Here is a 25,793-nt window from a genome sequence, read left to right as displayed (position 1 = left end):
TGGCAAACGACAATGACACAGGAAAAATATATCGTCGGCATCACCGATCACATGATCGGTCATCCCGACCTAGAAGCCGAAGTGCTGGGTCGTGATATCGAGATCGATTTTTTCGCGACCACAGACGAGACGCTATTTGACGCCGATCGCCTGGCAAGACTTGACGCGCTGATGGTCTGGGGCGCACGGCTGACTTCGCGCAGTATCTCTCACCTTCATCGCTGCCGCGGCGTGGTCCGCTATGGCGTCGGCTACGAGAAGATCGATCTTGCGGCATTGGCAAATGCCGGCATCCCCTTTGCCAACAATCCCGATTACGGCACCGAAGAAGTTGCCGATCACGCGATCGCAATGATCCTCTCGCTCCATCGCCGCCTCTGGGAACATGATGCCCGTGCTCGCGGCTATACATCCGGTTGGCAGGTCCACAGCCTCAAACCGCTTTCCCGGTCGAACCGCGCAACCGTCGGCATCATTGGCGTCGGCCGGATTGGCACCGCGGTCGTCAACCGTCTGAAGCCGTTCGGTTTCCGTATCCTCGGCTACGATCCAGGTCAGCCGCCCGGCCATGAGAAGGCTGTCGGTTATGAGCGTGTGGACCGCCTTGACGACATTCTCGCCCAGTCAGATGTCGTCACACTGCATTGTCCGGCAACAGCCGATACCCGCGGCATGCTGGATGCCGAGGGTCTTGAAAGGCTGAAACCAGGGGCAATCCTCGTTAATACCGCTCGCGGAGAACTTCTCAGCAATTTCGACGCGCTCGAAGCGGCTTTGCGCAGCGGTCATCTTGCGGCAGCGGCGATCGACACGCTGACACAGGAGCCACCGGGCCACCATCCCCTCTTGTCTGCGTGGCGAGACCATGAGGACTGGCTTGCCGGGCGGCTTGTCATCACGCCCCACAACGCTTTTTATTCCGACCACGCTGCCGTCGAAATGCGCACCAATGCGGCGCGGACGGTCAAAATCCTGCTTGAAGAAGGCCGGTTGCGAAACCGCGTTACGGCCTGATCATTTTGCGACTTTCCACGATCCGATCCGAACGATCCAGGCACAACCATGACCAATAGCTCCGAATTCCTGTGGTACATTCCAAACGACGTCAAGGCGGGCCATAGAGGCGATGCCGCCGCCGAAAATCACAACAGTCTGGAAGCGATAACGGCACACGCAGTTGCACTGGAAGAGCATGGGTGGAAAGGGGCTCTGATTGGCACCGGATGGGGCCGCCCCGACACCTTTACGATCGCAGCAGCCCTTGCTGCACGCACCACCACATTCGAACCCTTGATCGCTGCCCGACCTGGTTATTGGCGGCCTGCGAACTTCGCTTCCGCTGCCGCAACGCTTGACCAACTGACTGGCGGCCGGGTTCGGGTCAACATCGTCTCCGGTCAGGACGACCTCGCCGCCTATGGCGACGAGGAAGGCGACCAGACTCAGCGCTATGCACGCACGAAGGAATTCATGCGACTGGTCCGCCGGCTATGGACCGAGGAGAATGTGACATTCCACGGACAGCATTTCCAGGTAACCGGCTCTACCGCTGCGCCACGGCTTGATGTGCGCATCGAGCGCCGTCATCCCAAGATCTATTTTGGCGGCGCATCAGAGGCGGCTGAACAAGTGTCGGCGACAGAAGCCGACGTGCAGTTGTTCTGGGGAGAGCCTCTCGATGGCGTACGGGAGCGGATCGAACGCTTGAATACACTCAGCAAGGACTTGGACCGCGATCTCCCGCCCCTGGAGTTTGGACTCAGGATAACAACCCTGGTGCGTGACACGAGGGAAAAGGCATGGTCCGATGCGGAAGCGCGCGTTGCCAAGATGGCCGACGGCAAAAGCGGTAGCTGGAACGATCACAAAGCAGGTGCAGTCGGCCAGCAGCGGTTGCTCGATCTGCACAAGCGAGGCGATGTGCTGGACGACAACCTTTATACTACTCCCGGCAAGTTCGGTGGCGGTGGTGCCGGCACGACTTGGCTGGTCGGTTCGGCTGAAGACGTCGCCGGCTCGCTGAGAAGATACAGGGAGCTCGGCATTACCCATTTCATTCTGTCTGACACTCCGTATTTACAGGAGATCAAGCGGCAGGGTGAGCAATTGCTGCCGTTGCTGCGATGGAATTCAGGACACGCCCTCTTTTAGTGATCTTCTGATATGGCGGAGGAATACCGGCATGGTTTGCTCTTGAGCATGGGGTAATCGCGGACGGTTCCCCTAAAACCATTGCCTCAGCAATATCTGACATGGGTGGTTGCCCCCGGTAGGATGGAAATACGGGCTCACGATTGGAACCGGGCCTACATATCAAACGGGAGGCGACCATGGACCAATATATCGGGCTTGATGTTTCGTTGAAAAATACTGCGGTCTCGATCCGAGAGGATAGGAAACGGATCTGGCGAGGGAAATGCCCTTCTGATCCGAAAATTCTATCGCAGATCATCCGCAAGCACGCTTTGCACGCGTAGCTCGTTGTCTTCGAGACAGGTCCACTGTCGACATGGTTCTATCATGCGCTGACGGCCGAAGGGATTCCTGCGATTTGCATTGAAGCTCGGCACGCGCAACCCATGATTTACGAGATCGCCCATCTGCCAGTTCACGCAGAGCTCGGCTGTCGGAAACATTCGACACCGAACCAGCCGTCCTGCTTGAGCATGTCTGCTGTCTCGGCCTGCAAGGCATCGTCGGCAAACACCTCGATCGACCCTATCGTTCCGGCCGGACCGAGGATTGGGTTAAGATCAAATGCGTCCAGAGCGAGGCTTTCCTCATCGTCGGCTATGAGATGTCATCGGCGTCCCCTGCCGGCTTCGGCTCGTTGGTACTTGCTGCCTATCGCGGAGCCGATCTCGTCCACGTCGGAAGTGTCGGCACGGGATTCAGGCAAGCCGAGGCCATCCGATTGCGGAAGATGCTGGACCAGCTGCGATGGAAGCGAAAGCAGCCGCCCCTGCCCTATTCCGGAAGTGCCGATATTGTCTGGGTCGAGTCGACCCTGATCGCCGAGATCGAGTTTCGTGCCTCGACACAGACGGGAAACTTCGCCATCCATCCTACAAGGGCTTGCGAACGCCAGGACAATGCCGACGTCTTCCGGCTCGACTAGCGCAATCAGCGCCATACGCTAGATTGTCCGCCGTTCGAGCTCAAGCGAGTAGATAGCCACTATGTGCAATCTTTTGTCTGATTGCGAACGGCTATTCAACCCGGTTTCTCACAGCGGCCGCTTCAGGAGTGCCGCCAAACTTTGCCAGCGCAGGCAGAGGAATGCCGTTCGGCACGATGGCCGTCATTTTGCGCAGATATTGCCAACTGCATAGAAGGCGAGCTGAAACCCGCGAGGCTCGCCCTTATCTACGAGGTCGATGCTTGATCACCTCAAGATGGTGGTCCGATAGTCGAAGGCTGCTGTCTACCTAGCGCGTAGTCTCATACAAAGATTGCAGCGCAGTCACTTCCACCAGGTCCTTGCGGGACATCATCCTGCCTAACGTAGCACGGCAGTATCTGGCTTATGCAGCGGCATCTCCCCAGCGATACTCAGTTCCGTCCGCCCATACGCGATGCATCACAATCGCCAGTTTTCGAGATGCCGCCGTTTCGGTCTGTCTCACCGGAGGCGTACTTCTTGGGCGTGAGACCAAGGTGTGGCCCGACATCCCGAGATCGTTCAAAGCGGGCTGGATCATCGATGGTGGTAACGTAGGTGACCGCCGCCGGGAATAGTCATCAATCGACGGCAGGTACGATCTTTCCTAACCGTTTCAAGCAACATTTTGTGGAGGACAGCACACTGCTGGCGGAGAGCAGCTCGTGCGATCAACATAGGTTTGATCATCGCGCCGAGACGGGGCAGATTTTCGATTGCCTCCAAGACACGGGCTTCAAACGGACCGCCTGTAATCCGTCCCGCGAGCTTGATCCCGAACCCCCGGAGCGTGCCACGAATCTCGTTCTCGATATCAATCTGCTTCGTCTGAAGGGTAGGTCGATTGGTCAGAAGCATTCGTATTTCCTGGCTCTCGTCGCTCTTCACGTGAACGATGGAGACCCAGCCGACCCGCATGCAGCTTGCAATCGCCCTGGCATCATTTCGGTCATTCTTGATCGGCATGGTTTTGGTCATGGCTCGCAGCCGTCGAGGGTTGATGCAGATCGCGTTCAAGCCTCGTGATTTGAGCCCGTTGTATAGCCATGAGGCGGTGCTTCCGGCTTCCAAACCGACCCGCGAAAAATCCACGTCCAGCTTCCCAAGCCATGCCGCGATGTCCTCAGGATGAGAAGGTGCGGTTCCTTCCCGAACAATAATTCCGTCTTCGTCGAGAACGCAGATAGCGGTCTCGGCCAGGGATACCACCGCCGACCATGGAATCCTGTTCGCATCCGGCCGACATACAAGCCGCATCTTTCGATGGACGCCGGCCCATCCGCCTCAAGCGGCATTTTCGAACGGCGAGGAATGTCCCGGCAAGTGCGGGGCTCCTCGTCATAACCGGGTCCAAGGCGTCGACCTCAGTCTTGAAAGGCTGTTGGTGGGACCTGAGACGCCGATACGTCGCCTTGCAGGGATATGAACCGGAGACCCATTTTTTATCGAAGCGGTCGAAGCTTCATGGATGTTCGAGTCTGGAACTGAAGAGAAATTCCCACGCGCTAACGCCACAACGCCGAAATTGGTACGGCGGACAGGCGTTCCCCGAACGGGACCACCTTGTCATGGTCGTACAGGACAATGCCTGAAACAAACCGCTCCCCACATGCTTCGGCCAACATTCGCAATCCGGAAAAATCGGAAGTTGAGACGGATGCTGCCGCTTTTATCTCGATACCGACGACCCTCCCTCTTCTGTCTTCGATGACAATATCGACTTCGTTCTGCTGCTTGTCACGAAAGTGCGAAAACTCAAAGCGGGTTTGTCCGCTGCTTGCGAGTTTAAGGATCTCGCCAAAGACGAAAGTCTCCAGCAGCGCTCCGAACGGCCCCCTGTCATCCCGGAGTCTCTCGAGAGAGAGGTCACGAAGGGAGGCGAGAAGACCAGAATCGAGGAAATGTATTTTGGGGGTCTTGGTCAGGCGCTTCAGTTTGTTGGAAAACCAGGGTTGGATCGTTCTGGCGAGGAATAGGCTCTCGAATATGCCAACGTATTTTTGCGTTGTGATGTGGTTCATCCCGATGACGGAGCCAATTCCGGAATAGTTCACGAGTTGTCCCGAATGTTCTGCTAGTATGCGTAGCAGACGCGGCATCTGCGCGATCTGCTCGATTTGCGCAACATCGCGAACGTCGCGTTGAACGATCGCTTGGATATAATCCGCATACCAGTCCTGTCTGCGGTTTAAGTTTTTGCGATCTAGTGCCTCGGGATACCCACCTGCCAGAACCGCAGCCATCAGGTCGCCGCCGATGATTGGTTCTCCGGCTTTAGCTTCGTTTCGGAAGGCGTCGACCAAAAAGCTTCCAGCGGCCGTTCGAATTTCGCTTTGAGCGAGCGGCAGCAATCGGACGACTTCCATGCGCCCTGCGAGCGAGTCTGCCACGCGTGGCAGCGTCATGAGATTGGCTGAGCCGGTCAGGAGGAAACGCCCTGGACGCTCGTCGGTATCCACGCTTTCCTTGATCGCCAACAACAGCTCGGGAGCGCGCTGAATTTCGTCGAGAATGGCGCGATCCATTCCTCTTACAAAGCCAACTGGATCCCGTCGCGCGGCGTTGAGCGTCGTCGCATTGTCCAGCGTGTAATACTCCATCCCCTCGTTGGCCATCTTCTTGGCCAGCGTCGTTTTTCCGGATTGGCGAGGACCCACGATCAGCACGACCCGCGTATCTAACATGGCGTCGGCAATGCGTTGCTCAACGAGCCTTGGATACAGCGGCATAGCTTCATTCCTTTGATGACCGTTTGAAACTATGATAATGACCGATTGAAAGTCAAGGAATGACCGATTGAAACCTGAGCCCAATAAAGGTGGCCATCAGGTTTCACCATCGCCTGGTCGCCATCCACCCCTTTCCAAACGGAAATGGTCGTCACGCTCGCTTGGCAGCTGACCTTCTGGTCGAACGTCTTGGCGGCGAGCGTTTCAGTTGGGGCGGTGGAACGCTCGCCGACGTTGGTGAATTAAGCACTCGCTACGCCGCGGCCCTTCGCGCAGCCGACAACCATAATATCGCGCCGCTGCTAGAATTCGCGCGCACCTGAGAGGCGCCGCCTTCGCCTTGAACGGATGTGACCCTGAAATCTCGAGACAAGAAAAGGAAATCATTGAATTTCTGGTGTTTTCAACCTCCACCCAGGGTACTGTGTCATTAGTTAGCACATGTGCTTTGAAAGCCGATCATAGAGCCAACGTCAAATGTATCTTGGACCAATTATGACTCACGGCTTTGCCGGTTTGATGTGATGTGGAATTGGGCAGACATATGCCCTTCCCGCGGCTTTCTCGGCCCATTCGTGTTTCGCCGCAGCCAGTAGCTCAGGTGATTCAATCAGAGATAGCCCCGTCGCGGCCAGCGTCTTGGCGGCGTGTGCCATCGCCTTGTGAGCCGCCGGGCTCTTGCCTTGTGCAACAACCTGCCATGTGTGCGGATTGGTGCCGATCGCCCAGGCCGGCGTCCAACATTGCGCCGTCGGCACAACCCAGCTGACATCGCCGACATCGGTCGAACCTGCGCGAAAATGCGACTGCCTTTCGAAATCCCTGAGGCCGAGATGCAGCGGGGTGGAGCCATCGACCCTTGCGTGGGAAAAGGCATCGCCCTTGATCTGGTAAAGCCGGATGCTGCTCTTGATCGCCTCGTCGGTAAACGTGTCCTGGATCGACCGGGCAAAAGCGATATCGGCCTCGTCGAAACGGATCGGGCCAAGCAAAACCATGTTTTCATGCATGGCCGTCTCAAGGGCGATATTGGGCAGGAGATTGGTCGCTGCCGTATCGAAGACGATCTCGACCTCGGTCTCGGTCATCATCGCGGCACCGCGTGCCACCTTGTGGACACGTTCGACGAGATCCAATGCCTGCGGCATTTCCGGTGCCCGGATCAAGTAAAGCACTTCCGCCTTTGCCTGAACCACATTCGCAGCCTTGCCGCCCGCATCGGTGATCGCATAATGGACCCGACAATCCTGCGGCATGTGCTCACGCAGGAAATTGACCCCGACATTCATCAGTTCGACGGCATCCAGCGCCGAACGGCCGAGATGAGCAGCATTCGACGCATGCGCCGCCATACCCTTGAAACGGTAATAGTATTCGATGACCGCGAGATTGTTCGTAGAGCGGACGCCGTTGAAGGGGGCCGGATGCCAGGTGAGCGCGGTATCGACATCATCGAAAAGGCCGGCGCGCACCATGAAGGTCTTGCCGGAACCACCCTCTTCTCCGGGGCAACCATAATAACGCACGGTGCCGGACAGACCGTTTTCCTTCAGGTGCTGCGCCAATGCGATTGCCGCCATCAGCGATCCGACGCCGAGAAGATTATGGCCGCAACCATGGCCCGTGCCATCGACGTCAAGCGGCTGAGCCTTTGCGAGGCCCGCGACTTGGCTCATGCCGGCCAGCGCATCGAACTCGCCGAGAAAGGCAACCACCGGCTTGCCTGAGCCGATCTCGCCGATGAATGCCGTTTCCATCTCGGCAACGCCGCGGCACACCGAGAAGCCGTTTGCCTCCAGAACCTCGGCCAGAACCGCCGAAGAGCGCTGCTCCTCGAACTTCAACTCGGCGAAATCCCATATCCTGTCGCTCAGCCGGGCAAAGTCGGGTTTCATCTCTTCGATCCGGGCGGCAATCGCGTTCACGGAGTCGTGGCTCATGGCATTTCCTCAAACGAAGCCCTGAAACGGGCAAAGGTTCTCGCTCAGTGGCGATGCCGCCGCTGCTGCTTCTGGCGATAAGAAAAGAAGCCGCGCCATCGTTTGCCGATGGCGCGGACATGCGGTCAGTCGACAGAGACTTCCCAGAGGCGGGCGTTGGACTGCCAGACAGGCTGCCCCTTAAGCGTCTTCGCCGCGCCCCAGACGTCGACCATGTCATAGAGGAAGATGCCCGGCATTTCCTTCAGCATCAGTTCGTGGAATTCGTCGAACAGCTTTTGCCGCTTGGCCTGATCGGCCTCGACATAGGCGGCCTTCATCAGTTCGACGGCCTTCGGATCATCCCACATCAGCGAGGCATTCTTGTCCTTGTCGCCGACATAGAAGGAATACATCAGTGCCGGGTCGAGGCGCGGCGCAACGGACTGTGAGATGACCTGGTAATTGCCGGAACGGCGGCGATCCACCTGCGTCGCATAGTCCAGAACCTCGATCTGGATGTTGAGCCCGGCCTGCTGCATCATGGCCTGCGCCATCACGGCTGCCGGGAAGCTCGGCACGTTGCCGCGCTTGTTGGCGATGATGGAGATCGGCTCGCCCTTGTAGCCGGCAGCGGCCAGTTCCTTCTTCGCCGCCTCGATATCGTAAGGCAGGCGCTTCTTCTGGGTTTCGTCGAAATAGACGCTGTCCTGCGAAACCATGGAGCCGTTCGCCTCGCCGGTGCCGTTCGAAGCGGCGGCGACGAGCTCGTCCAGATCGAGCGCCATTGCCATCGCGCGGCGGATATGCGGATTGCTCAGAACCTTGTCGCGCGTCTGGATATAGAAGAGGTTCTTGCCGTTGTTGCGCGCCACAATGAGCTGCATTTTCGGGTTCGTCTTGATTTCCGGGATCAGGTCCGGCGAAACTTCGGCCGTGTCGAGCACGCCCGATTCAAGGCCCGCCTTGATGGTCGACGGATCAGGAATGACCATGAACTTGATGCCATCGGCGAGCGGCCGCTTCGAGCCGACCATTCCGTCCGGCTTGCCGTCATTTTCCGGCGAGACATAGTCGGCGAATTTTTTCAGGTGGATATATTCGCCCTTCTTCCACTCGTCCCACATGAAGGGGCCGGTGCCGATCGGCTTGGCAAAGCTGCCATCGGCGGCAACACTTTCCGGCGAGATCATGCCGGTATAACCGCATTCCGGGCGTGACATGAGGCCGAGGAAGACGGCGGAAGGCTTTTCGAGCGTGATGGTGACGGTCGAGGCATCGGTCGCCTTCACATCGGCCACAGCCGCGGCGCCGCCCTTGGCGAAATCGCTGAGGCAGGTCCATTTCGTGTCCGGCTTCAGGTACCGGTTCCAGTTCCACACCACGTCGTCGGCCGTCATCGGCTTGCCGTTGTGGAATTTCACGTCCGTCCTTAGCTTGAACGTATAGGTCAGGCCGTCAGCCGACATGTCGACGCTTTTTGCGAGCAGCGGCTTCACCTCGCCGCTGTTATTGTAGCCGACGAGGCCCTCGACGATGTGCAGGATGACGCCATCGGTATTGCCGTCGCGGTTGACGCCGGGATTGGCGCTGCGCAGGTCCGAGCTCTGGGCGACCGTAATGTCACGCGCGGCAGATGCATTTGCCAAGGCGAGCAGGGCGGCGCCTGCGAGAAGAAGCTTTTTCACTGTTCTACCCTCTTTTTGATCGTTCATCTTTATCTGGAGAATCCGTCCCAGCAGGCGCGCGACAGCCTGCCGATGGTTTCGAGCGATATCGTGTAGCCCGGCGTGCCACCCGGCATCACCTGCGGTACATCGTCGGTGAAAGCCGAGATGATGTAGAAGGGCGCGCCATCCCGATAGACGATGCCGGCATCCATCCGCCCGCGCTTGCCCGTGCCGCCCTTATGCGCGACGACCGTGCCGAACGGCAGGCGCGAGGGGATGGCATAACGCAGGATCTGGTTCTTCAGCGTCTGGAACGCATAGGCCGCCAGCTCACCGGAGACGCCTAGTTTTTGGCGTACATCCCCCGAGGACTGTGCATCGAGGATCATCTGCAGAAGGGCCGTCTGGTCACGCGCCGTCGTCGTCGTCACAGATTTCAGCGTATGGTCCGGCGACAATGCCAGCGGCGGGATGAGGAAGCGGTGATGGGTGCCGGAAAGTCCGATCGACTTGCAATAGGCATCCACCTCTTCCAGCGTCAACCGCTCGAACACCATCTTGGTGCAGACATTGTCGCTCAAGACCATCATGCCGGTAATCGCGTCGCGCAGCGAAATGACGATACCCGGCGTCAGGTAGCGGAACATGCCGCTTGCCACTTCCTCGGCAAAGCGCGCCTCGTAGGTGATCGCCTCGTTAAGATCGAGACGACCGTCCTCGACAGCCTTCAGGGCCGCCATCATGATCGAGGTTTTTCGCGTGCTGGCAGACGGCGTCTCCTCGTCTGCACCGCGTTCGATCGTCTCGCCGCTCAGAAGGTTGCGGACCGAAAACCGCGTCACGAACGGCTGTGCGTCGCAGATTTCCGCCAGCATCCCAGCGACCGGTTTGGCACTGGATATCGTATCCATCTCAGCTCGCATCTCAGTTCTCCAGGCGCCATTTCAGTGTCACGCCGCCCTTGTCGTTCTGATCGAGGGCGGGAATGGCCGAGAGAAGCCGGCGCGTATAGGCCTCTTTCGGCTGGTCGAAGATCGTATCGCGGTCGCCCTCCTCGATGATCCGGCCGTCCTGCATGACGACGACCCGATCGGCCACCTGTTCGACGACGCCGAGATCGTGGCTGATGAACAGGCAGGAAAAGCCGTAGCGCTTCTGCAGGTCGGAGAAGAGGTCGAGAACCTGTGCCCGCACCGTGACATCAAGGGCAGACACCGGCTCGTCGGCGATCAAGAAGCGGGGCCGGCGCGCAACGGCGCGGGCAATCGCCACACGCTGGCGCTGGCCGCCCGAAAGTTCGTGCGGATAACGCTGGGCGTAATCGGCACCGAGCCCGACTTCTTCCAGCGTCTCCAGTGCGCGCTTACGCTTGGCAGCCGCGTCGAGGCCCGGCACCAGCCGCAGGGCTTCCTCGACGAGGGCCAGAATGGTCATGCGCGGATCGAGCGAGGAATAGGGATCCTGAAACACCATCTGGCAGTTCAGACGGTAATCGGTCCAGTCCGCGTCGCGGGTGCGGCCTTGGAAGCGGATCTCGCCTTCGCTTTCCCGGACGAGGCCGGCGATCGTGCGTCCAAGCGTGGTCTTGCCGGAACCGGACCCCCCGACCAGCGCCACGACCTCGCCTTCATGGATCTCGATGCTGACGCCATGCAGGGCGCGCTTCGGCTTTGCCGTCTTGAACAGCGATTTGCGGCCCGGGTAATCGACGACGATATTCTGCGCCGAGACCATCGGCGCCTTTGCCGTTTCGATCACACGCGCAGCACCGCGGAAGGGCAGCGAAGAGAGGAGCTTTTTCGTATAGGGATGTTGCGGCGCATCGAGCAGATCCTCGGTGCGGCCCTGTTCGACGATCGTGCCCTTTTCCATGACGACGATACGGCTCGTGTAACGTGCGACCATTGGCAAGTCGTGGCTGATCAGAAGCACGGCCGTGCCTTCGGCCCGCGTCAGCTCGACCATCAGTTCCATGACATCGCGCTGGATGACGGCATCAAGCGCTGTCGTCGGTTCATCGGCGATCAGCAGCGCCGGTTTGAGCAGCATGACGCAGGCAAGCATAATGCGCTGGCGCATGCCGCCGGAAAATTCGTGCGGATAGGCGGTAAGCGCGCCCTCGGGATCGCGGATGCCGACACGCCGGAGCATGTCGAGAATGCGGGTCCGGCGCTCTTCCGGCGAAAGCTTCGTGTGAAGGACAAGCCCCTCCTCCAGCTGCCCGCCGATCGTCATCGACGGATTGAGCGAAGTCATCGGCTCCTGGAAGACGACGCCGATCTCGGCACCACGCAGGCGGCGCAGCGCCCGATCCGGCATGGACATGACATCCTTGCCTTTGTAGGTGACCGACCCGCCGGTGACGCGGATCGCCGGTGGCAGAAGCGAGATCAGGGCGCGGGTCGCCAGCGTCTTGCCCGAGCCGCTTTCACCGACAATGCCGAAGATCTCGCCGGGAGCGATGTCGAAGCTGATGCCTTTGACCACCTGATGGCCTGTCCCTGCGACTTCGAGCGACAGGTCGCGAACGGTGATGAGCGGTTCGTTGGTCATTTCAAGCCCCTCATGCGCGGGTCGAGCTTGTCGCGGAGCGCGTCACCCAGAAGATTGATGCCGAGCAGCGTCAGCGCGATGCAGAGGCCGGGGAAAAGGCCGAGCCACACAGCCTGCTGGATGAGCGGGCGGCCCGCCGCCAGCATATTGCCCCAGGTCGGCGCCGGTGGCGGAACTCCGAGGCCGAGGAAGGACAGCGCGCTTTCCGAGAGGATGGCCCAGCCGAACATGGAGGTGGCGAGCACGGTGATCGGCGCAAGGCAGTTGGGCAGGACATGCCGGAACATCGTATAGAGCTCGCCATTGCCCATGACCCGCGAGGCTTCGATGAATTCCCGCTCGCGCACGGACAGGACCGCTCCGCGCACGACACGCGCCATGGAGGGCGTATAGGCAATGCCGAGCGCGAAGATGATGCCGTACTGATTGGCACCGAACACCGCGAGCAGTCCGAGCGCCAGAAGAATGCCGGGAAAGGCGAGAAGCGCGTTGTTGACCGCCATGATCACGCCATCCACCCAGCCGCGGGCATAACCGCTGACGAGGCCGATCAGCGCGCCGAAGAGCGTAGCGAAGAACACCGTCAGGGCGCCGATCCAGACGCTGGCGCGGGCGCCGATCATCAGGCGGCTCAGCACGTCACGGCCGAATTCGTCGGTGCCGAGCAAGTGCTGGGCACTCGGCGCGGCAAGGCGCGCCGTGAAGGAGAGTTTCATCGGATCGAAGGGCGTCCAGACGAGACCGATCGCGGCGGTGATGAGCAGGACCGCGACGAGAATGCCGCCGATCAGCCCGTTGAGAGCAAACTTTTTCATTCGGCCACCACGCGCGGATCGAACAGGGGATAGAGCAGGTCGATGACGAGATTGACCAAGACATAGGACAGCGACACGAACAGCAGGCATCCCTGGATCACCGGGTAATCGCGCGCAAAAATGCTGTCGACCATCAGCCGGCCGAGGCCTGGAATGGTGAACACCGTCTCGATGACCGCAATGCCGCCGAGCAGGTTGCCGAGGATCAGGCCGATCATCGTCCAGGTCGGGCCAAAGGCATTCTTGAACGTGTGACGCCAGAGGACAGCGCCTTCGGAAAGCCCCTTGGCGCGGGCATGGGTGATATAGTCGAGACGCAGCACTTCCAGCGTCGAGGCCCGCGCCATGCGGATCAGCACACCCATTTCGTGGATGACGAGCGTCATCACCGGCAACACGAGATAGAGAAGGCCACCCGCTAGATTGTCGCCGATCGAGACGTAACCGAGGACCGGCAGCCAGCCGAGCGAAAGGCCGAAAAACAGGAGCAGCAGCAGGCCGAGCCAGAAGGTCGGGATCGACAGAAGCACCGTTGCCGTGCCGACCAGCGCAAGATCGGTCAGGCTGTTCTGCTTCCAGGCGGCGATGACACCGGCCGGCACCGCAATCAGGCTCGCCAGCAGAACCGCAAACACAACAATCTCGGCGCTGACAAGAAAGCGCGACGCGACGAGCGGCAAAACCGCCTCGCCATTGACGATCGACTTGCCGAAATCCCCCTGCAGGACATTGCCGGCCCAGATGACAAATTGCTGCGGCAGGGACTGGTCCAGGCCGAGCTCGGTGCGCATGGCAGCGATCTGGTCGGGCTGCGCCATGTCGCCAAGCATCAGCGCTGCGGGATCACCGGGAATGAAGCGGATCAGCGCAAAGACCGTCACGGAGACGAGCGCGATCGTCGGAAGCGCCATCAGAAGACGGCTCAGGATGAATCTCAGCATTTTATCCCCACGATTGGCGCCCGCTTTTCCCTCGGACACCATCGGTTTCGTTGAATGAGACTATGATGGTTTGAAGAAAGGCGCGCAATATTATGCAGTTTCGTCATATGTCTATGCAGAGTCCGCAGCCGTGACGGGCAAGGCCCGTACCGTGAATCAGAACACCATACTCACGATATCAAACGGCTTTTTGCGAAAGCAGTATCTGCTTTTTCAAGGCATCGCTGAGCCCCTGCGCGGCAATGGACAAAGGAACGCCGCTTGCACGCGCCAAGCCGAATTCCTGTTTCGAACGGGGCAGGAAGGGCCGCTGCACGACCGGCAGGTCGCGGTAGAGATTGGCGTAAAAGCTGCTGATGATCGTCACACCGAGACCATGGGCGACATAGGAACAGGCCGAGCTGTTCGTATGGGTCTCGATCTTGACCATCTGTTTGACGCCCGCCCGCTTGAACGCCTGATCCAGCGCCATGCGGTTCGGCCGCTGGCGGCCGATCAGGATCAGCGGCACGTTGCGCAAATCCTTAACGGTGATTTCTTCGAGTTCGGCCAGCGGGTGGTCCTGCGGCACGACGCAGACACTTTCCCCGGTCGCCACCCTGTCGATTTCGATGCCCGGCCCGCTTTCACCCTCCATGCGCAAAAAGCCGATATCGATGACGCGCTCCTCGACCAGCCGGTTGATCGCCGTCGTCGTTTCGAAAAATGTCTCGATGCGGACGCCGGGAAAATCGCGGATATAATCGATCAGCATGGCGGGCGCGAAATTTTCCCACATGCTGCTCGGCAGGCCGATCCGGACGATTTCCGGCCCCTGTGCGCCGTTGCGCAAATCCTCGGCATGGCCGGCCATGCGCTCGACGGCGAGCAGTACGTTTTCCGCATCCCGCGCCAGAACCGCCGCTTCCGGCGTCGCGATCAGCCGTCCCCGGTCGCGCACGAAAAGCGAGATCGAAAGATCGCTTTCCAGCTGCTGCAGCATGCGGCTGACACCGGACTGGCTGAGCCCCATCGCCTTTGCGGTCGCGATCGTCGAGCCGGTCGCAAGAAGCGTGCGCAGGACTTCCAGCTGCCTGATGTTCATTGCCCGCTCGCCCCCATTTCAAATCTCGCCCTCATGACCAGCCGGCGATGTTTTCGAGAAACAGGGCAGCGGTCTTCGAAAGCGGGTGTTTTTCGCCGCTGATCAGGCAATAGGTCACCGGCAGATCTGGCTCAAGCGCCAAGAAGCGTAGTGGCTTGTGGGCATATTCGCGTGCGATCAGCTCGCCGACCAGTGCGATCCCCAGTCCTTCCGCGGCCAGGGCGCAGGCGCTCGCCACCGAATGGGCTTCCAGCAAGGGTCGCTGCCGGATTCCATGCTGATAGAATAGCGCCTCGATCTGGTGGCGGACCGGCCTTTCGCGGTTGAGCACGATGAGATCGTGGCCCTTCAGCTCGGCGATCGTCAGCGACGGGCGACCGGCAAGGGGGTGATCTTCATGCAGGGCGCAGACGATCCGTGACGGCAAGCGCCGCTCCTGCTTCAGGCCAGGCGTGGCAAGCGGCAGGCGCGCAAAACCGATATCGGCCTCGCCATCAGCCACCATGCGCTCGATCGCAAGATAGCTTCCCGAGGCAAGTTCGACGCGAACCGGACCGTTCGCGACCATAAAATCGCAGATCATCTTTGGCGTCCGCGTGGATGACAGGCTGCCCGGAAATGCAATCCTCAGAAGCATGTCGCGCGACCGGCCCTTCTCCAGCTCGATCGCCGCCGTCTTCAAGGCCCGCAGACGATCCGATATGGCGCGGATTTCCGGCCCGAGCTGCAGGCCCTCGCGGGTGGCGGCAAGCCGGTTCTTGTCGCGCTCGAAAAGGCGAACCCCGAGATAATCTTCCAGCTGCTGCAGGAGTCGACTTGCATTCGACTGGGAAATGCCGAGTTCGAGCGCGGCCGCGACCGTGGAGCCAGTGGCAGCGATCGCGTCATATGCCTCGATATGCTTCAGGCTAATCGCCGCGCTTGTCGCTTTCACCATGGACTGCATCACCTTCGCTAGACCTATCCGGAAACCGCATAAGATTGCGGTTTGATCCGGCTTCGAACATTTTGCGCTCAAGCAATCGCAGCGAGAGACATTCGTCAATGACCGGCATTCTTCTTAATATCGCAGGCGCGCTTTCCCGGCGGGCAACATTTTCGACTTCGGCGCGGAAGAAGGCCGCAGATGCCGTTATCGATACACTCGGATGCATGATCGCTGGCGCCGAGGACAACAGCGTTATTGCGGTGACCGAGGCATTTCCAAGTGCAGGTCCAGGAGGGAGTAGCGTGCTGGTGACTGGAGAGCATTCAACGCCTTCGATCGCCGCATTGGTCAACGGGACAGCCGCCCATGCACTTGATTTCGACGACAATTTTCACCCGGCGCGGGCGCATGCATCTGCCGTTCTGGTTCCCGCGCTCATGGCCGTGACGACCGCCGACCGCGCTGTCAGCGGCATTCAATTCCTCGACGCCTATTTGGTCGGGTTGGAGGCCCAGGCCGCTGTCGGCTACGGCGTCAATCCATCCCATTACAACAGGGGCTGGCACGGCACGTCGACCGTCGGCGCGATCGGCGCGGCTGCGGGCGTGGCGCATCTTCTCGGGGCCGGCATCGATGAAATGGCGCAGGCGATGAGCCTTGCGACATCGATGGCGGGCGGGCCGAAAGGTCAGTTCGGAACACGCGCCAAACCGATCCATGCAGGCCTCGCCGCCCGCAACGCGGTCGAGGCGGCGATGCTGGCGCTATCGGGAGTCGCGGGCCGTCTCGACATTCTGGAACGGCCACAAGGCTTTCTCGACCTATTCGGCGGTGACGAGGCACGGGGCTGGTCGGATTGGCAGCCTGACGAGACGCCTGTCATAGAAAGCCGCGGCCTCGTCACGAAACTTCATCCGTGCTGCGCCTCGACACATCGGGCGATCGATGCGCTTCTAGATCTCGTCCAGGAGCACGCGCTTGACCCTGAGGACATCGCAGCGATCGACACCAAGGTCGGCATTTCAGCCGTGAAAAACCTTGCCTACCCCTCTCCTGCAGATTCGATGCAGGCGCGTTTCTCGATGCAATATTGCCTAGCGACCGCGCTGGAGAAAGGCTCACTTTCGCTTGCGGATTTCACAGCGGCTGCACTCGAAAATCCCGGCCGTCAGGCCCTGATGCAGAGGATCAGCATGCACGCCTACACGGCCGAAGAGGAGCGTGGGCACGAACGTCTTCCACACATCGTCACCCTGTCGTTAAGAAATGGCGACGTGCTCCAGAAGACACGGCTGCATGCCAATGGCGCGATGGAGATTCCGCTCACTTCCGAGCAGAAGCGAATAAAATTCGCCAACTGCCTGTCATGGCGGCAGATGAGCTATAAACATGCGGGATTTGATCAACTTGGTGACCTCTCTCGGGTCGATTCAGTCGACTCATTATTAAGCGTCTGCTTCTCCGCGACAGCAACTGATTAGGCGCTAGTCAGATCGCTGCTCTTGAAGGGGCTCGACCGCCGGCCCGCTTATTTCCGTATAGGTTATCGATGGTAGATTGATTTCGATCTTCAGAATGCAAATTTGACATCGGACGTATAGCTAATCGCTACGACTTGCCGATCGATGGGCCTTGGCGCGGACAAGCGCGACGAAGCGTTGTTTGACAGCGGCAGCAGTGACAGTCGATGTCATTGGCATACTCCATTTTCCGTAAAATACGGGATTTCCGGACAATTTTCGATAGCGCAGCGAGCTGCAAGGACGAATCCTGGCGCGCGAAATCTGCGAGAACGCGTTCTCTCCCGCGGGTCACCTATCCGCGACTGCGTCTCTTGGGAGGATTTTGGGACTAACTAGACTATCACGCGCCAGCTCGCTCGCTAATTCGGCGTCGTGCTGATGTAGATCAAGTATCGGCGTGATAAAGACATAAAACCGGGCGTGGCACCACCTGGCAGAAGCTATTCCTCTTCGTCCTGTCCGATTGAGTCAAACCAGGAGCCGACAAAAAAAGCGGCTATGAAAATAAGGAAATAAACCAGATACTTAGCATCGAGACCCAGGCTGTCGTAGCCGGCTAGGGCCGCGATTGTAATAAAACCTAAGATAATTTTCGCGTTCACGACAGTTCTCTAATACTCTCCTAGGGATTGAAGAGTGAGGTTGATGGCGCCTTCTCCACCAGGTCCGCGAGTAAATCAAGAAATATTCGGGAACAAGACAAAGCAGGAGGACCTGCGCGTGTATGTGCGCTGTCTTGGCAACACCTAATCGCTGCTCCGGCGCGTGCGTCGGCGCATACCATCGGAACGCCTCTCGCGCGGATTGGGCGTCAGCGCTCTTTTGGCAGGCTCCCCCTTCTTCAGCTATCACCGATACCGCTGTTTTTCCGGCATTTCCGCCGCAGAAGCCCGCTGACGCGCCTTTGCTTATCCGGACGCTCCGTTGCTCGTCCACGGTCGTATTTCGAGTCTGGCGGGCCGCTGTTCGACACCTAAAACACGCTTGCAACCGGTCCTTTTCACGCATCCTTATCTGTGAACGCCACAAAAATGGTCCGCAAAATCGATGGCGAAGCAACGAAGGTCTATCCCTCCCCTCGCCAAAAAACTGATTGGCTACGTCCGCGTTTCGACCGGCGATCAACCAATCGCCATGCCGGGATAAAGAATTACGAGACAGGGTAAGAAAAAGCCAATCGCCTAGCTGAAGCCGCCGACCTCAGGCGGCACTACAGTTGGCGCGCCAGCCTCCAAAATCGCTCGAACCTCTTCAATCATCGAGCCTCGTTCATCGAGTTTGGTTATCGCCGAGCCCTCGGAATAACCTGAGAATGGATCACCCGGTGCACCATCAGACTTTCCATTTCGGTTCGCTCAACCGTGCCACGAATTCTCTCGTTAGTCTTTTGTCTGACGGAATTTCGACCTGGCTATAGGCGTTGCAATCCCCTCAGTAATCATGCCATTTCAATTTGAACGGCATGGATATGCGTCTGGTGAGCGATTTGCTGCTTCTCCCGGATGAGATTCAGGAAGGCGCGCTCATCCAGGTTTTCGGCATCAAGCCCTTCCCAGTCGAGCGCCGTCTGCATGAGCGCCATATCCATCAGACGCACGAGATCCATGAGCTCCAGTGATGAAGCACTATCTCTTGCCGCAGAAACAAGACGGAAGAGCCGCAGGAATCCCACCGGCCCATTGCTATCAATCATATCAGAAATTCCATCGGCCATCGCCTTGATTTGCCTCCGAGCTTGGCGAAAGTTTCGCAATCGGGCAGGTCCGCCTTGCATCAGTCCCGAAACGGAATGTTGAAATCGAATCTTGCCCGCCGCAAAAACGCTAACACACCCCATCAGTTGCGTAAATGACCAGATTATATCGATTTAAACCACCAACTAAACGTCACTTTATTGAAATATTGGAATTGAAATAAACACCTTATGAGTAGTATTTCGAAGGAACCAGCGAGCGGGATGGACGCTCGCGATCGTTAACTGCGACTTCTCAAGGCCTATAAGCTATCGTTCTTCCACAATTGCCCGTAATCCCCGATTAAGTATATTGTTGCGTCTCCACTTATACGCGAGGCGGTCGTGAACAAAGCCTTCCCTCCTCTTCCATTCGGCAGCGAACGCGCCGATCTGGATAAATCGCCACTTGAAATCAGAGGCCTGCTTTCGCGGCCGATCTGGCGCGAACTCAGGACCTTTCTGGCGGTCGCCAAAAGCCCTTCCTTTGCTCAAGCCGCTGAGCTTCTCGGCACCAGTGCGCCGACCGTCAGCCGTGATGTGAAGCGCCTTCAGGACCAGATCGGTTCGCAACTCGTCATCTCGACCTTTTCCGGCGTCACGCTGACAGAAACTGGGCGCAAGCTCGCAATCCAGGTTGCAGAGCTCGATTTCCAGCTGTTTTCCCTTTCCAACGACCTGAAGGATGAGATGGACGCCGTCACCGGACGGGTTGCCGTCAGCGTGACCTCCGGCCTTGCCGTCGCCATCGTCGCTCCCGCTGTGCCCCGGCTGAACGACAACTATCCGCGCCTCAATCTCGATATTCGCGAACAGGTGTCGCTCGTCAATTTCGAGAAGAACCAGGCCGATCTGATGATCTCGCTCTCTCCGATTTCGAGGGCGGATGTCGATTGCGTCGAGATCGGCACCCTTCATCTCATTCCGATCGCCAGCCGTGATTATCTAAAGAAATCCGGCGTTCCGCAGCGCCAGTTCATCTCCCAGCATGTCTATGTGCAGTGCAACTATTATGCTTCCGAACGCGAGATCTGGGACGGCTGGCGCGGCCTCGTCGAAGCCGGCCACCAGACCCACAACTGCGAGAATTCGCTTGCCTACTTTGCTCTCGTTCGCAACGGCGCAGGCGTCGGGCTGCTCGGCAATTACGTGCTCGCAGATCCCGAACTCGTACCGCTCGAACTCGGCGTGCATGTCGCCCTGCCCGTCTATCTGACCTCGGTTGCCAATCGCCGGCAATCGAGACCGGTGGCCGCCGTCTATGACTGGATCGTCGATATTTTCAGGACCAACCCGTCTTTCGAAAGCAGATTGACCTTCCCGTCCGGGCGGCACGAACAGGAAGAGAGCTTGCGCAAAATGCTCGAAACTATCGCTCCTCCGCCGCCTTCACAATTTGGCTGAGCTCTTCGGAGATCGAAAGATAGGCATTCGCGACATCTTCCAGGAAGCCGGCGAGCTCGAGCGGCTGCACTGTCGGATCATTGATGAGACGACGCACCATTTCGGTGTGTAGTTTCGTGCGCGTGAGAATTTCCTCCTGCAGCGCAGCCGTTGCAGACATGTCGCCCGCGTTGTCAAAACCTGCCATTGTTATGCTGTCTCAAACGAACTCGGCGCGTCCCATTGACCTTCGATGCGCAACAGCATGGCGCTGCTGCTTTCCATGGTAATCGGATCAGATGACGCGGGGATCGTGCCGACAACGGTCAGATAGGGCTCCGGATGGCCGGCGATTTCCACCGGCGGGCTGTCGACGATCTCCAGATCGAATAGAATGGTCCACAGCCGCGCGAGACGCTGCTCGGCCTGGGTCAGAACCTTCGTATAGCCCTTGCGCGCGACATGATCGAAGGTCATCTGAATGCAACGCTTAACCGTAAAAGGGTGTCGGTACTTTTCGCGGAAGCAGGTTCGTTCATACTTGGCAAAGTCGGCGAACCAGCGGATGCGAAGCGAACCAACCGGCTCTTCGCCATCATAAAAGACGAAATGCGTGGCCTGGTGATCATTACCGTCGAAGATGAAGGAGGGCGAGATACCGTGCTCATGGACAAAGCAGATGCTTCTCAAGATCATCGCATCCCGAACATGGTCCGGGGTCGTTGCGACTTGGCATCGAAGATTGGGATATTTGTTCACCATCGGTCGGCCTCTTTTACTGCACAACCCACTTCAACCGCAGAACGACTGCGGCGCGAAGGACGAAGATTTCAGGGGGGATTTCAAAAATGACGGACCCTGCCAATCCGATGGCAACCATCATCGCTCTCTGCGCGGAAGGGGCACGCCGGTATGGCGACGACCCACGCGCCATTGCGAGCTTCGTCGAAAATGAGATCGCGCATCTGTCCGAGAGGGAACAGCGCCAACTCAAAGAACAACTGACGCTTTTGACAGATGGAGGTGGATCTCAAAAGCCGATCATGTAAAGAGAACCTGCAAGATCTGCAGTCGACGGAAGTATTCTCAAGGATAGGCATGAAAGATCAGGAACTGAATTTGGCAATCGGCCAGAGATTACGCTCCGTGCGCGCCGCTCGCGGCTTCACCCAGAGCGAACTCGCTGCGCATATCGGCGTCGCGTTTCAGCAGATCCAGAAATACGAGAATGGTACAAACCGCCTGTCCGTCGCGGTCATGCTGCGGTTATGCGACTTCATGAAGGTGGATGCCGGCTGGTTCATCAACGGCATCGAAACCGAGGCGAGCGCTGGCGTCGAGGACGAGGCAGCCTATCTTGCCAGGGAAATCGAGCGTATCACGGATCTGAAGATCCGACGCGATCTGACGATGCTGATCCACTCCCTGGCCGCCACCGATGTGGCGAACTGACCCCGTCTCCAGCGGCAAAACCAACAGCAATCCATTTGCCTGCGCGCGGCGCTCACCTGGTGGGGCGCGCCTTCTTTGAGCGGCCTCGCAGGCAAGCTGCGAGGCCGGAGCGTTCCTGACAGCTTCAGGCAGCGTTCGGATAACGGGCAGCGTACCAGGTCTTGAACAGGCGATACTGGTTTTCGAGGTGACGGCGTTGGGAGTCGCTCAGCTTGTCGGTCTCGTTGAAATGCAGCGTGTATTCCTTCTCGCCGTTCAGCACCATCAGATACTTGTAGTGCAGCACGAGATCTGGACCTTCGTCATAGGTCGACAGAACCATCAGCGCCTCTTCGAGCTCGCGGGCGGCGCTGCGGGCGGCCGCATCACCTTTGGCTGCCTGTTCGCAGAGCGAAACGAGATGCAGCACTTCCTTCGGCAGCGCGTTGCCGATGCCGGTGATGGCCCCGCCCGCGCCGCAATTGACAAAGCCGTGGTAGACGCCGGTATCGACACCAACCATTAGCGTCAGCGCATCATCGCCCGACGTGATGTTTTCGGCCGCATAGGTCATGTCGCTCTTGCCGCCGAACTCCTTGAAGCCGACGAGGTTCGAAAAGCGCGAACGCAGATCGAAGAACAGATCGGCGCGCGTCGCAAAGCCGTAATAGGGGCTGTTGTAGATGACTGCCGGCAGGCCCTTGGCCGCTTCAAGGATCGCCGAGAAATGGTCCCGCTGGGCCGAAACGGACGAACCGCGCGACAGCACGCGGGGGATGACCATCAATCCCTTGGCGCCCACAGCCGCAGCATGCGCAGCATGGGCGACGGCCGACTTGGTGTTGACGGCACCGGTACCGACGATAACGGGAACACCTGCCTCGACGAGGCGCTGGACACCTTCCTGACGCTGCTCGTCGGTCAAGAGCGGCCAGTCGCCCATCGAACCGCAATAGACGACGCCGGACATGCCGAGGTCGATCAGTTCCTTGCCCTTGCGGGCAAGCGCGTCAAAATTTGGGGTGCGGTCGTCATTGCATGGCGTCATGAGCGCCGGGATGCAGCCTTGGAATACGGAATCAGTCATCGCCAATCTCTCGTTCTCTGGAAAACTCCCCGGACAGCGGGGTTGACGAGGCATTTAGCATCTTGCCGACTTCTTGTCGACAAGAAAAATACAGGATGCAATTTTCCTTCAGTGCTGAACGAGGCACTGCTCTTGTGGTGCGAGAATTTTGCGGGCGGCTAGAGCGCCAGCTTCGCGTTCTGGCGGGAATCGGCGGTGATGTAGGAGCGGATTTGGCCGACAATCTGATCAGCGTGGGCAGATGCCAGGCTGTCGGCCAGCGTGACGTCGCGATTGATGATCGCCTGGATCAACTCCTCGTGCTCGCCGACATATTGGCGCGGCAGCACATCGTTGAAGGAGGAATAGTAGAGCCTCAGAATGCGGCGACCTTCATCCAGCAGCCGGGTGAAAAGCTCGACGTAATATCTGTTCCGGCCGGCCTGGGCGATCGCGATATGGAAGTCGCGATTGGTCGAAATCATGCCGAGCACATCGCGGCTGGTGACCGCAGCCTCGAAAGCCTTCTGCTGCACAAGGATGGCGGCGATATCGCCTTCGGCGTGATTGGCAGCCGCAAGTCGCGTCGTGACGCGGTACATCAAAGTCAGCGCGTCGAAAAATTCCGGCAGGCCGAGGAAATCGATGTTCGAGACGATCGTCGCGCGGTTGGTGAGCGTGGTGATCAGACCTTCGGCTGCAAGCCGCACCAAGGCTTCGCGGATCGGCGTGCGCGACAGCGCAAAACGATCCGACAGCTGCTGTTCATCGATCGGGCTGCCCGGCGGCAATTTCAGCTCGATGATCTCGTTTCGAAGCGTCTCATAGACCGTCGATACGCCGGAGCCGCGCCTGTGCGTTTGCAGTTTTTCGGTCTCGTCCACGCGCCCATCGTCCTTTCAAGCAGCCGAGTTTACACCCAGTTACTAGCGAATCCGCAAAAGGACTTCAAACTTAATATACTTTCTGTCGGCAGATGGAATTTTGAATGTTCCTTTACCCCGGCGGGAGACGGGCGCCTATTCCTGTTTGCCCGGCTTGCCGACGCGCAAGGCGTCGCTCAACTCCATCCGCGCCGTGCCGATCAGCTGCTCCATGGCAAAACGCGCCGCATCGGGCCGCCGCATACGGATGGCGTCGAGCACATCCTGATGCCGGGCGATGGCATAGTCATGGCTCTGGCTTGCCCGGTTGGTCAGGCGAAAGCTTGCGAGCAGGGCAGCGCGGATGGCGGTGGCGAACTGGCGGAACACCCAGTTGCCGCTGGCATTGATGATGGCAGTGTGGAATTCGAGGTCGGCCTGGCTCCAGGCCTCGTTGTCACGGGCGTTGGCGGCCACCATGTCCTCGAAGGCTTCGGCGATCTGGGCGAGCTGCTTGGCTGTGGCGTTCGCAGCCGCCTGTGCGGCTGCTGCGGGCTCCAGAAGCTGACGGGCATCGAGGAGCGAATCGTAAAAGCTGCGGTCGTCGCTGAATTCGAGCGTCGCATCGAGGACCATCGGATCAAGATAGTTCCAGTTCTCGCGCGGCAGCACGCTGGTGCCGGCACGCGTGCGGGAGCGGATCATGCCGAGAGCCGACAGATATTGCATCGCCTCCCGAAGGCTGGTGCGGCTGACGCCATAGACCTCGGAAAGCTCCGCTTCGTTCGGCAACAGCGAGCCTTCGGCAATGTCACCGGATACGATCTGCCCGATGAGCTTCTTCAACAGCTCCTCGCGCACCGTGCGCCGCCCCTGTTCCAGGTTGGCTGACGTAGTCCCCGTTCGCAGAAGTCCTGATCGCGTGCTCATAACGTCCCCCGTACCGCTGGTCTCGTTGTCACCATGAGCAGCGCCATGCTTTCTCATCAATGTGCAACAATAGGCTCAGTGGGCTTCTCCCAAGAAATCTGGTCATCACGCGCGACTGCCGCGCCCGGCAGCCGACGAGCGCATATTGTCGAGCAGGACGGCGATCAGAAGAATAAGACCGCGCACCACATATTGATAGAAGGCCTGGATGTTGAGCAGGTTCATGACGTTTTCGGCAATGCCCATGATCAGCACGCCGACGATGACGCCGGTCATCGCCGCGCGGCCACCGGCAAGCGACACGCCGCCGAGCACGCAGGCCGAGATGACGGAGAGTTCCAGGCCGGTCGCCGCATTGGGCTGGCCGGACGTGATGCGCGAGGCGAGCAGAATGCCGGCGATGGCGCAGACGAAGCCCTGCAGTGCGAAGATCCAGATGCGCATGGTGACGACATTGACGCCGGCGAGGCGCGAAGCCTCCGGATTGCCGCCGATCGCCAGCGTGTTCTTGCCGAAGACGGTGCGGTTCAAGACGAAGCCGAAGATGATGAAGAGCAGAGCCATGATCCAGATCGGCGTCGGCACCGTCAAAAAGCGCGACAGCGCCAGCTGGTAGAAGGCCGGATCGTTGATGCCGACGGCGCGCCCGTCAGAGGCGATCAGCGCCAGACCGCGGACGATCTGCATGGTCGCGAGCGTCGTGATCAGCGCATTGATGCGGAAACGGGCGATGACGACGCCGTTGACGACGCCGACGATGCTGCCGCAAACAAGCGCTGCCAGCAGGCCAAGCGGAATGGAGCCGGTCGCGTTCGATACCATGACGGCGATCATGCCGGAAAAGGCGACGGTCGAGCCGACCGAAAGGTCGAAGTCGCGCGAGGCAAGGCAGAACATCATGGTGCAGGCGACGATGCCGATCGTTACCACCGACTGCAGCAGGCCCAGCATGTTGCGTTCGGTCAGGAAGCTCGGCACGGTCAGTGAGACGATCACGAAAGCGATCGCGAAGATCACTACCAGACCCTGTTCGCCGAGAAGGACTTTTTTCAACGCGTTCATCACT

25 protein-coding genes and 3 pseudogenes are annotated in these 25,793 nt (G+C 59.1%); 9 read left to right on the top strand and 19 right to left on the bottom strand.

Annotated features, from left to right (window positions below; translation table 11 throughout):
• Positions 1-12 precede the first annotated feature (12 nt).
• From AB4Z13_RS27005 to AB4Z13_RS26990, 4 genes and pseudogenes are all read left to right on the top strand, one after another.
• Positions 13-1,014 carry a C-terminal binding protein gene (locus tag AB4Z13_RS27005; protein WP_442207292.1) on the top strand — a complete coding sequence of 334 codons (1,002 nt, stop codon included), beginning with the start codon at positions 13-15 and terminating at the stop codon, positions 1,012-1,014.
• 48 nt (positions 1,015-1,062) lie between these two features.
• The gene (locus tag AB4Z13_RS27000; protein WP_442207291.1) at positions 1,063-2,151 is read left to right on the top strand and encodes an LLM class flavin-dependent oxidoreductase; all 1,089 of its coding nucleotides are present in this window, start codon (positions 1,063-1,065) and stop codon (positions 2,149-2,151) included.
• A gap of 179 nt (positions 2,152-2,330) precedes the next feature.
• Positions 2,331-2,576: pseudogene (locus AB4Z13_RS26995) on the top strand (IS110 family transposase); the annotation flags it as partial.
• Positions 2,577-2,620: 44 nt separating this feature from the next.
• Positions 2,621-3,118 (top strand): annotated as a pseudogene (locus AB4Z13_RS26990) (non-homologous end-joining DNA ligase); the annotation flags it as partial.
• A 434-nt stretch (positions 3,119-3,552) separates the two neighbouring features.
• Here AB4Z13_RS26990 and AB4Z13_RS26985 read toward each other — a convergent pair.
• The 3 genes from AB4Z13_RS26985 to AB4Z13_RS26975 form a co-directional block, all read right to left on the bottom strand.
• Positions 3,553-3,705, bottom strand: a complete 153-nt coding sequence (locus AB4Z13_RS26985; protein ID WP_442207318.1) for a transposase — start codon at positions 3,703-3,705, stop codon at positions 3,553-3,555.
• The gene (locus AB4Z13_RS26980; RefSeq protein ID WP_442207290.1) at positions 3,698-4,369 is read right to left on the bottom strand and encodes an IS110 family transposase; all 672 of its coding nucleotides are present in this window, start codon (positions 4,367-4,369) and stop codon (positions 3,698-3,700) included. The genes AB4Z13_RS26985 and AB4Z13_RS26980 overlap by 8 nt, the downstream gene beginning before the upstream one ends.
• 296 nt (positions 4,370-4,665) lie before the next feature.
• Positions 4,666-5,889: an ATP-binding protein gene (locus tag AB4Z13_RS26975; RefSeq protein ID WP_442207289.1), complete on the bottom strand. Its 1,224-nt coding sequence runs from the start codon at positions 5,887-5,889 to the stop codon at positions 4,666-4,668.
• A gap of 80 nt (positions 5,890-5,969) precedes the next feature.
• On the opposite strand from AB4Z13_RS26975, the pseudogene AB4Z13_RS26970 reads away from it, so the two are divergent.
• Positions 5,970-6,212 (top strand): annotated as a pseudogene (locus AB4Z13_RS26970) (Fic family protein); the annotation flags it as partial.
• Between the two features lie 177 nt (positions 6,213-6,389).
• Here AB4Z13_RS26970 and AB4Z13_RS26965 read toward each other — a convergent pair.
• The 8 genes from AB4Z13_RS26965 to AB4Z13_RS26930 all read right to left on the bottom strand — a co-directional run bounded on the left by AB4Z13_RS26965 (position 6,390) and on the right by AB4Z13_RS26930 (position 15,808).
• Positions 6,390-7,829, bottom strand: a complete 1,440-nt coding sequence (locus AB4Z13_RS26965) for a M20 family metallopeptidase (protein WP_442207288.1) — start codon at positions 7,827-7,829, stop codon at positions 6,390-6,392.
• 125 nt (positions 7,830-7,954) lie between these two features.
• Entirely contained in the window at positions 7,955-9,496 is a 1,542-nt protein-coding gene (locus AB4Z13_RS26960; protein ID WP_442207287.1) for an ABC transporter substrate-binding protein, read from the bottom strand.
• Positions 9,497-9,525: 29 nt separating this feature from the next.
• Positions 9,526-10,389: a serine hydrolase gene (locus tag AB4Z13_RS26955; RefSeq protein ID WP_442207317.1), complete on the bottom strand. Its 864-nt coding sequence runs from the start codon at positions 10,387-10,389 to the stop codon at positions 9,526-9,528.
• Between the two features lie 13 nt (positions 10,390-10,402).
• Positions 10,403-12,031, bottom strand: a complete 1,629-nt coding sequence (locus AB4Z13_RS26950) for an ABC transporter ATP-binding protein (protein ID WP_442207286.1) — start codon at positions 12,029-12,031, stop codon at positions 10,403-10,405.
• Positions 12,028-12,846 carry an ABC transporter permease gene (locus AB4Z13_RS26945; protein ID WP_442207285.1) on the bottom strand — a complete coding sequence of 273 codons (819 nt, stop codon included), beginning with the start codon at positions 12,844-12,846 and terminating at the stop codon, positions 12,028-12,030. The genes AB4Z13_RS26950 and AB4Z13_RS26945 overlap by 4 nt, the downstream gene beginning before the upstream one ends.
• Positions 12,843-13,787 (bottom strand): ABC transporter permease, encoded by a 945-nt coding sequence (locus AB4Z13_RS26940; protein WP_310384008.1) that lies wholly within the window; start codon positions 13,785-13,787, stop codon positions 12,843-12,845. Before AB4Z13_RS26940 ends, AB4Z13_RS26945 begins: the two co-directional genes overlap by 4 nt.
• 178 nt (positions 13,788-13,965) lie before the next feature.
• Entirely contained in the window at positions 13,966-14,871 is a 906-nt protein-coding gene (locus tag AB4Z13_RS26935) for a LysR family transcriptional regulator (protein ID WP_442207284.1), read from the bottom strand.
• A gap of 31 nt (positions 14,872-14,902) precedes the next feature.
• Complete coding sequence (locus AB4Z13_RS26930; protein WP_442207283.1) at positions 14,903-15,808, bottom strand: LysR family transcriptional regulator; 906 nt, start codon at positions 15,806-15,808, stop codon at positions 14,903-14,905.
• Positions 15,809-15,915: 107 nt separating this feature from the next.
• Between AB4Z13_RS26930 and AB4Z13_RS26925 the strand changes: the two genes are divergently transcribed.
• Positions 15,916-17,280 carry an MmgE/PrpD family protein gene (locus AB4Z13_RS26925; RefSeq protein ID WP_442207282.1) on the top strand — a complete coding sequence of 455 codons (1,365 nt, stop codon included), beginning with the start codon at positions 15,916-15,918 and terminating at the stop codon, positions 17,278-17,280.
• Between the two features lie 482 nt (positions 17,281-17,762).
• Here the strand turns inward: AB4Z13_RS26925 and AB4Z13_RS26920 are convergent, their stop codons facing one another.
• Positions 17,763-17,924 (bottom strand): hypothetical protein, encoded by a 162-nt coding sequence (locus AB4Z13_RS26920; protein ID WP_442207281.1) that lies wholly within the window; start codon positions 17,922-17,924, stop codon positions 17,763-17,765.
• Positions 17,925-18,760: 836 nt separating this feature from the next.
• Entirely contained in the window at positions 18,761-19,036 is a 276-nt protein-coding gene (locus AB4Z13_RS26915; RefSeq protein WP_113324327.1) for a hypothetical protein, read from the bottom strand.
• A 363-nt stretch (positions 19,037-19,399) separates the two neighbouring features.
• Between AB4Z13_RS26915 and AB4Z13_RS26910 the strand changes: the two genes are divergently transcribed.
• A complete protein-coding gene (locus AB4Z13_RS26910) occupies positions 19,400-20,458 on the top strand; it encodes a LysR family transcriptional regulator (RefSeq protein ID WP_007825339.1) in 1,059 nt (352 codons plus the stop codon).
• Here AB4Z13_RS26910 and AB4Z13_RS26905 read toward each other — a convergent pair.
• Both AB4Z13_RS26905 and AB4Z13_RS26900 read right to left on the bottom strand, forming a co-directional pair.
• Complete coding sequence (locus tag AB4Z13_RS26905) at positions 20,424-20,645, bottom strand: hypothetical protein (RefSeq protein ID WP_442207280.1); 222 nt, start codon at positions 20,643-20,645, stop codon at positions 20,424-20,426. The genes AB4Z13_RS26910 and AB4Z13_RS26905 overlap by 35 nt on opposite strands.
• A 2-nt stretch (positions 20,646-20,647) precedes the next feature.
• The gene (locus tag AB4Z13_RS26900) at positions 20,648-21,133 is read right to left on the bottom strand and encodes a hypothetical protein (protein WP_113182666.1); all 486 of its coding nucleotides are present in this window, start codon (positions 21,131-21,133) and stop codon (positions 20,648-20,650) included.
• 152 nt (positions 21,134-21,285) lie between these two features.
• Here AB4Z13_RS26900 and AB4Z13_RS26895 point away from each other — a divergent pair, with 152 nt between their 5' ends.
• Both AB4Z13_RS26895 and AB4Z13_RS26890 read left to right on the top strand, forming a co-directional pair.
• Positions 21,286-21,486: a hypothetical protein gene (locus AB4Z13_RS26895; protein ID WP_442207279.1), complete on the top strand. Its 201-nt coding sequence runs from the start codon at positions 21,286-21,288 to the stop codon at positions 21,484-21,486.
• 49 nt (positions 21,487-21,535) lie between these two features.
• Positions 21,536-21,889 carry a helix-turn-helix domain-containing protein gene (locus tag AB4Z13_RS26890; RefSeq protein WP_442207278.1) on the top strand — a complete coding sequence of 118 codons (354 nt, stop codon included), beginning with the start codon at positions 21,536-21,538 and terminating at the stop codon, positions 21,887-21,889.
• A 124-nt stretch (positions 21,890-22,013) separates the two neighbouring features.
• On the opposite strand, the gene AB4Z13_RS26885 is transcribed toward AB4Z13_RS26890, so the two are convergent.
• The 4 genes from AB4Z13_RS26885 to araH all read right to left on the bottom strand — a co-directional run bounded on the left by AB4Z13_RS26885 (position 22,014) and on the right by araH (position 25,789).
• Positions 22,014-22,955: a dihydrodipicolinate synthase family protein gene (locus tag AB4Z13_RS26885; protein ID WP_442207277.1), complete on the bottom strand. Its 942-nt coding sequence runs from the start codon at positions 22,953-22,955 to the stop codon at positions 22,014-22,016.
• A 158-nt stretch (positions 22,956-23,113) separates the two neighbouring features.
• Positions 23,114-23,818, bottom strand: coding sequence for a GntR family transcriptional regulator (locus AB4Z13_RS26880; RefSeq protein WP_442207276.1), 705 nt, complete (start codon positions 23,816-23,818; stop codon positions 23,114-23,116).
• 135 nt (positions 23,819-23,953) lie between these two features.
• Complete coding sequence (locus AB4Z13_RS26875; RefSeq protein WP_007825326.1) at positions 23,954-24,727, bottom strand: FadR/GntR family transcriptional regulator; 774 nt, start codon at positions 24,725-24,727, stop codon at positions 23,954-23,956.
• 105 nt (positions 24,728-24,832) lie between these two features.
• Positions 24,833-25,789, bottom strand: a complete 957-nt coding sequence (gene araH, locus AB4Z13_RS26870) for an L-arabinose ABC transporter permease AraH (RefSeq protein WP_162748085.1) — start codon at positions 25,787-25,789, stop codon at positions 24,833-24,835.
• Positions 25,790-25,793: the final 4 nt, after the last annotated feature.

Origin of the sequence: Rhizobium sp. YAF28, assembly GCF_052113285.1 — a bacterium.
Taxonomy (GTDB): Bacteria; Pseudomonadota; Alphaproteobacteria; order Rhizobiales; family Rhizobiaceae; genus Rhizobium.
The sequence above is the reverse complement of the archived record's forward strand: the minus strand, read 5'-3'. Positions and strand labels throughout refer to the sequence as shown.

Excerpts from the sequence above, each read along its gene's own strand:
- AB4Z13_RS27005 (WP_442207292.1), top strand. The coding sequence starts at position 13 with ATGACACAGGAAAAATATATCGTCGGCATCACCGATCACATGATCGGT.
- AB4Z13_RS27000 (WP_442207291.1), top strand. The coding sequence starts at position 1,063 with ATGACCAATAGCTCCGAATTCCTGTGGTACATTCCAAACGACGTCAAG.
- AB4Z13_RS26975 (WP_442207289.1), bottom strand. The coding sequence starts at position 5,889 with ATGCCGCTGTATCCAAGGCTCGTTGAGCAACGCATTGCCGACGCCATG.
- AB4Z13_RS26965 (WP_442207288.1), bottom strand. The coding sequence starts at position 7,829 with ATGAGCCACGACTCCGTGAACGCGATTGCCGCCCGGATCGAAGAGATG.
- AB4Z13_RS26955 (WP_442207317.1), bottom strand. The coding sequence starts at position 10,389 with ATGGATACGATATCCAGTGCCAAACCGGTCGCTGGGATGCTGGCGGAA.
- AB4Z13_RS26950 (WP_442207286.1), bottom strand. The coding sequence starts at position 12,031 with ATGACCAACGAACCGCTCATCACCGTTCGCGACCTGTCGCTCGAAGTC.
- AB4Z13_RS26945 (WP_442207285.1), bottom strand. The coding sequence starts at position 12,846 with ATGAAAAAGTTTGCTCTCAACGGGCTGATCGGCGGCATTCTCGTCGCG.
- AB4Z13_RS26940 (WP_310384008.1), bottom strand. The coding sequence starts at position 13,787 with ATGCTGAGATTCATCCTGAGCCGTCTTCTGATGGCGCTTCCGACGATC.
- AB4Z13_RS26935 (WP_442207284.1), bottom strand. The coding sequence starts at position 14,871 with ATGAACATCAGGCAGCTGGAAGTCCTGCGCACGCTTCTTGCGACCGGC.
- AB4Z13_RS26930 (WP_442207283.1), bottom strand. The coding sequence starts at position 15,808 with ATGGTGAAAGCGACAAGCGCGGCGATTAGCCTGAAGCATATCGAGGCA.
- AB4Z13_RS26925 (WP_442207282.1), top strand. The coding sequence starts at position 15,916 with ATGACCGGCATTCTTCTTAATATCGCAGGCGCGCTTTCCCGGCGGGCA.
- AB4Z13_RS26915 (WP_113324327.1), bottom strand. The coding sequence starts at position 19,036 with ATGGCCGATGGAATTTCTGATATGATTGATAGCAATGGGCCGGTGGGA.
- AB4Z13_RS26905 (WP_442207280.1), bottom strand. The coding sequence starts at position 20,645 with ATGGCAGGTTTTGACAACGCGGGCGACATGTCTGCAACGGCTGCGCTG.
- AB4Z13_RS26900 (WP_113182666.1), bottom strand. The coding sequence starts at position 21,133 with ATGATCTTGAGAAGCATCTGCTTTGTCCATGAGCACGGTATCTCGCCC.
- AB4Z13_RS26895 (WP_442207279.1), top strand. The coding sequence starts at position 21,286 with ATGACGGACCCTGCCAATCCGATGGCAACCATCATCGCTCTCTGCGCG.
- AB4Z13_RS26890 (WP_442207278.1), top strand. The coding sequence starts at position 21,536 with ATGAAAGATCAGGAACTGAATTTGGCAATCGGCCAGAGATTACGCTCC.
- AB4Z13_RS26885 (WP_442207277.1), bottom strand. The coding sequence starts at position 22,955 with ATGACTGATTCCGTATTCCAAGGCTGCATCCCGGCGCTCATGACGCCA.
- AB4Z13_RS26875 (WP_007825326.1), bottom strand. The coding sequence starts at position 24,727 with ATGAGCACGCGATCAGGACTTCTGCGAACGGGGACTACGTCAGCCAAC.
- araH (WP_162748085.1), bottom strand. The coding sequence starts at position 25,789 with ATGAACGCGTTGAAAAAAGTCCTTCTCGGCGAACAGGGTCTGGTAGTG.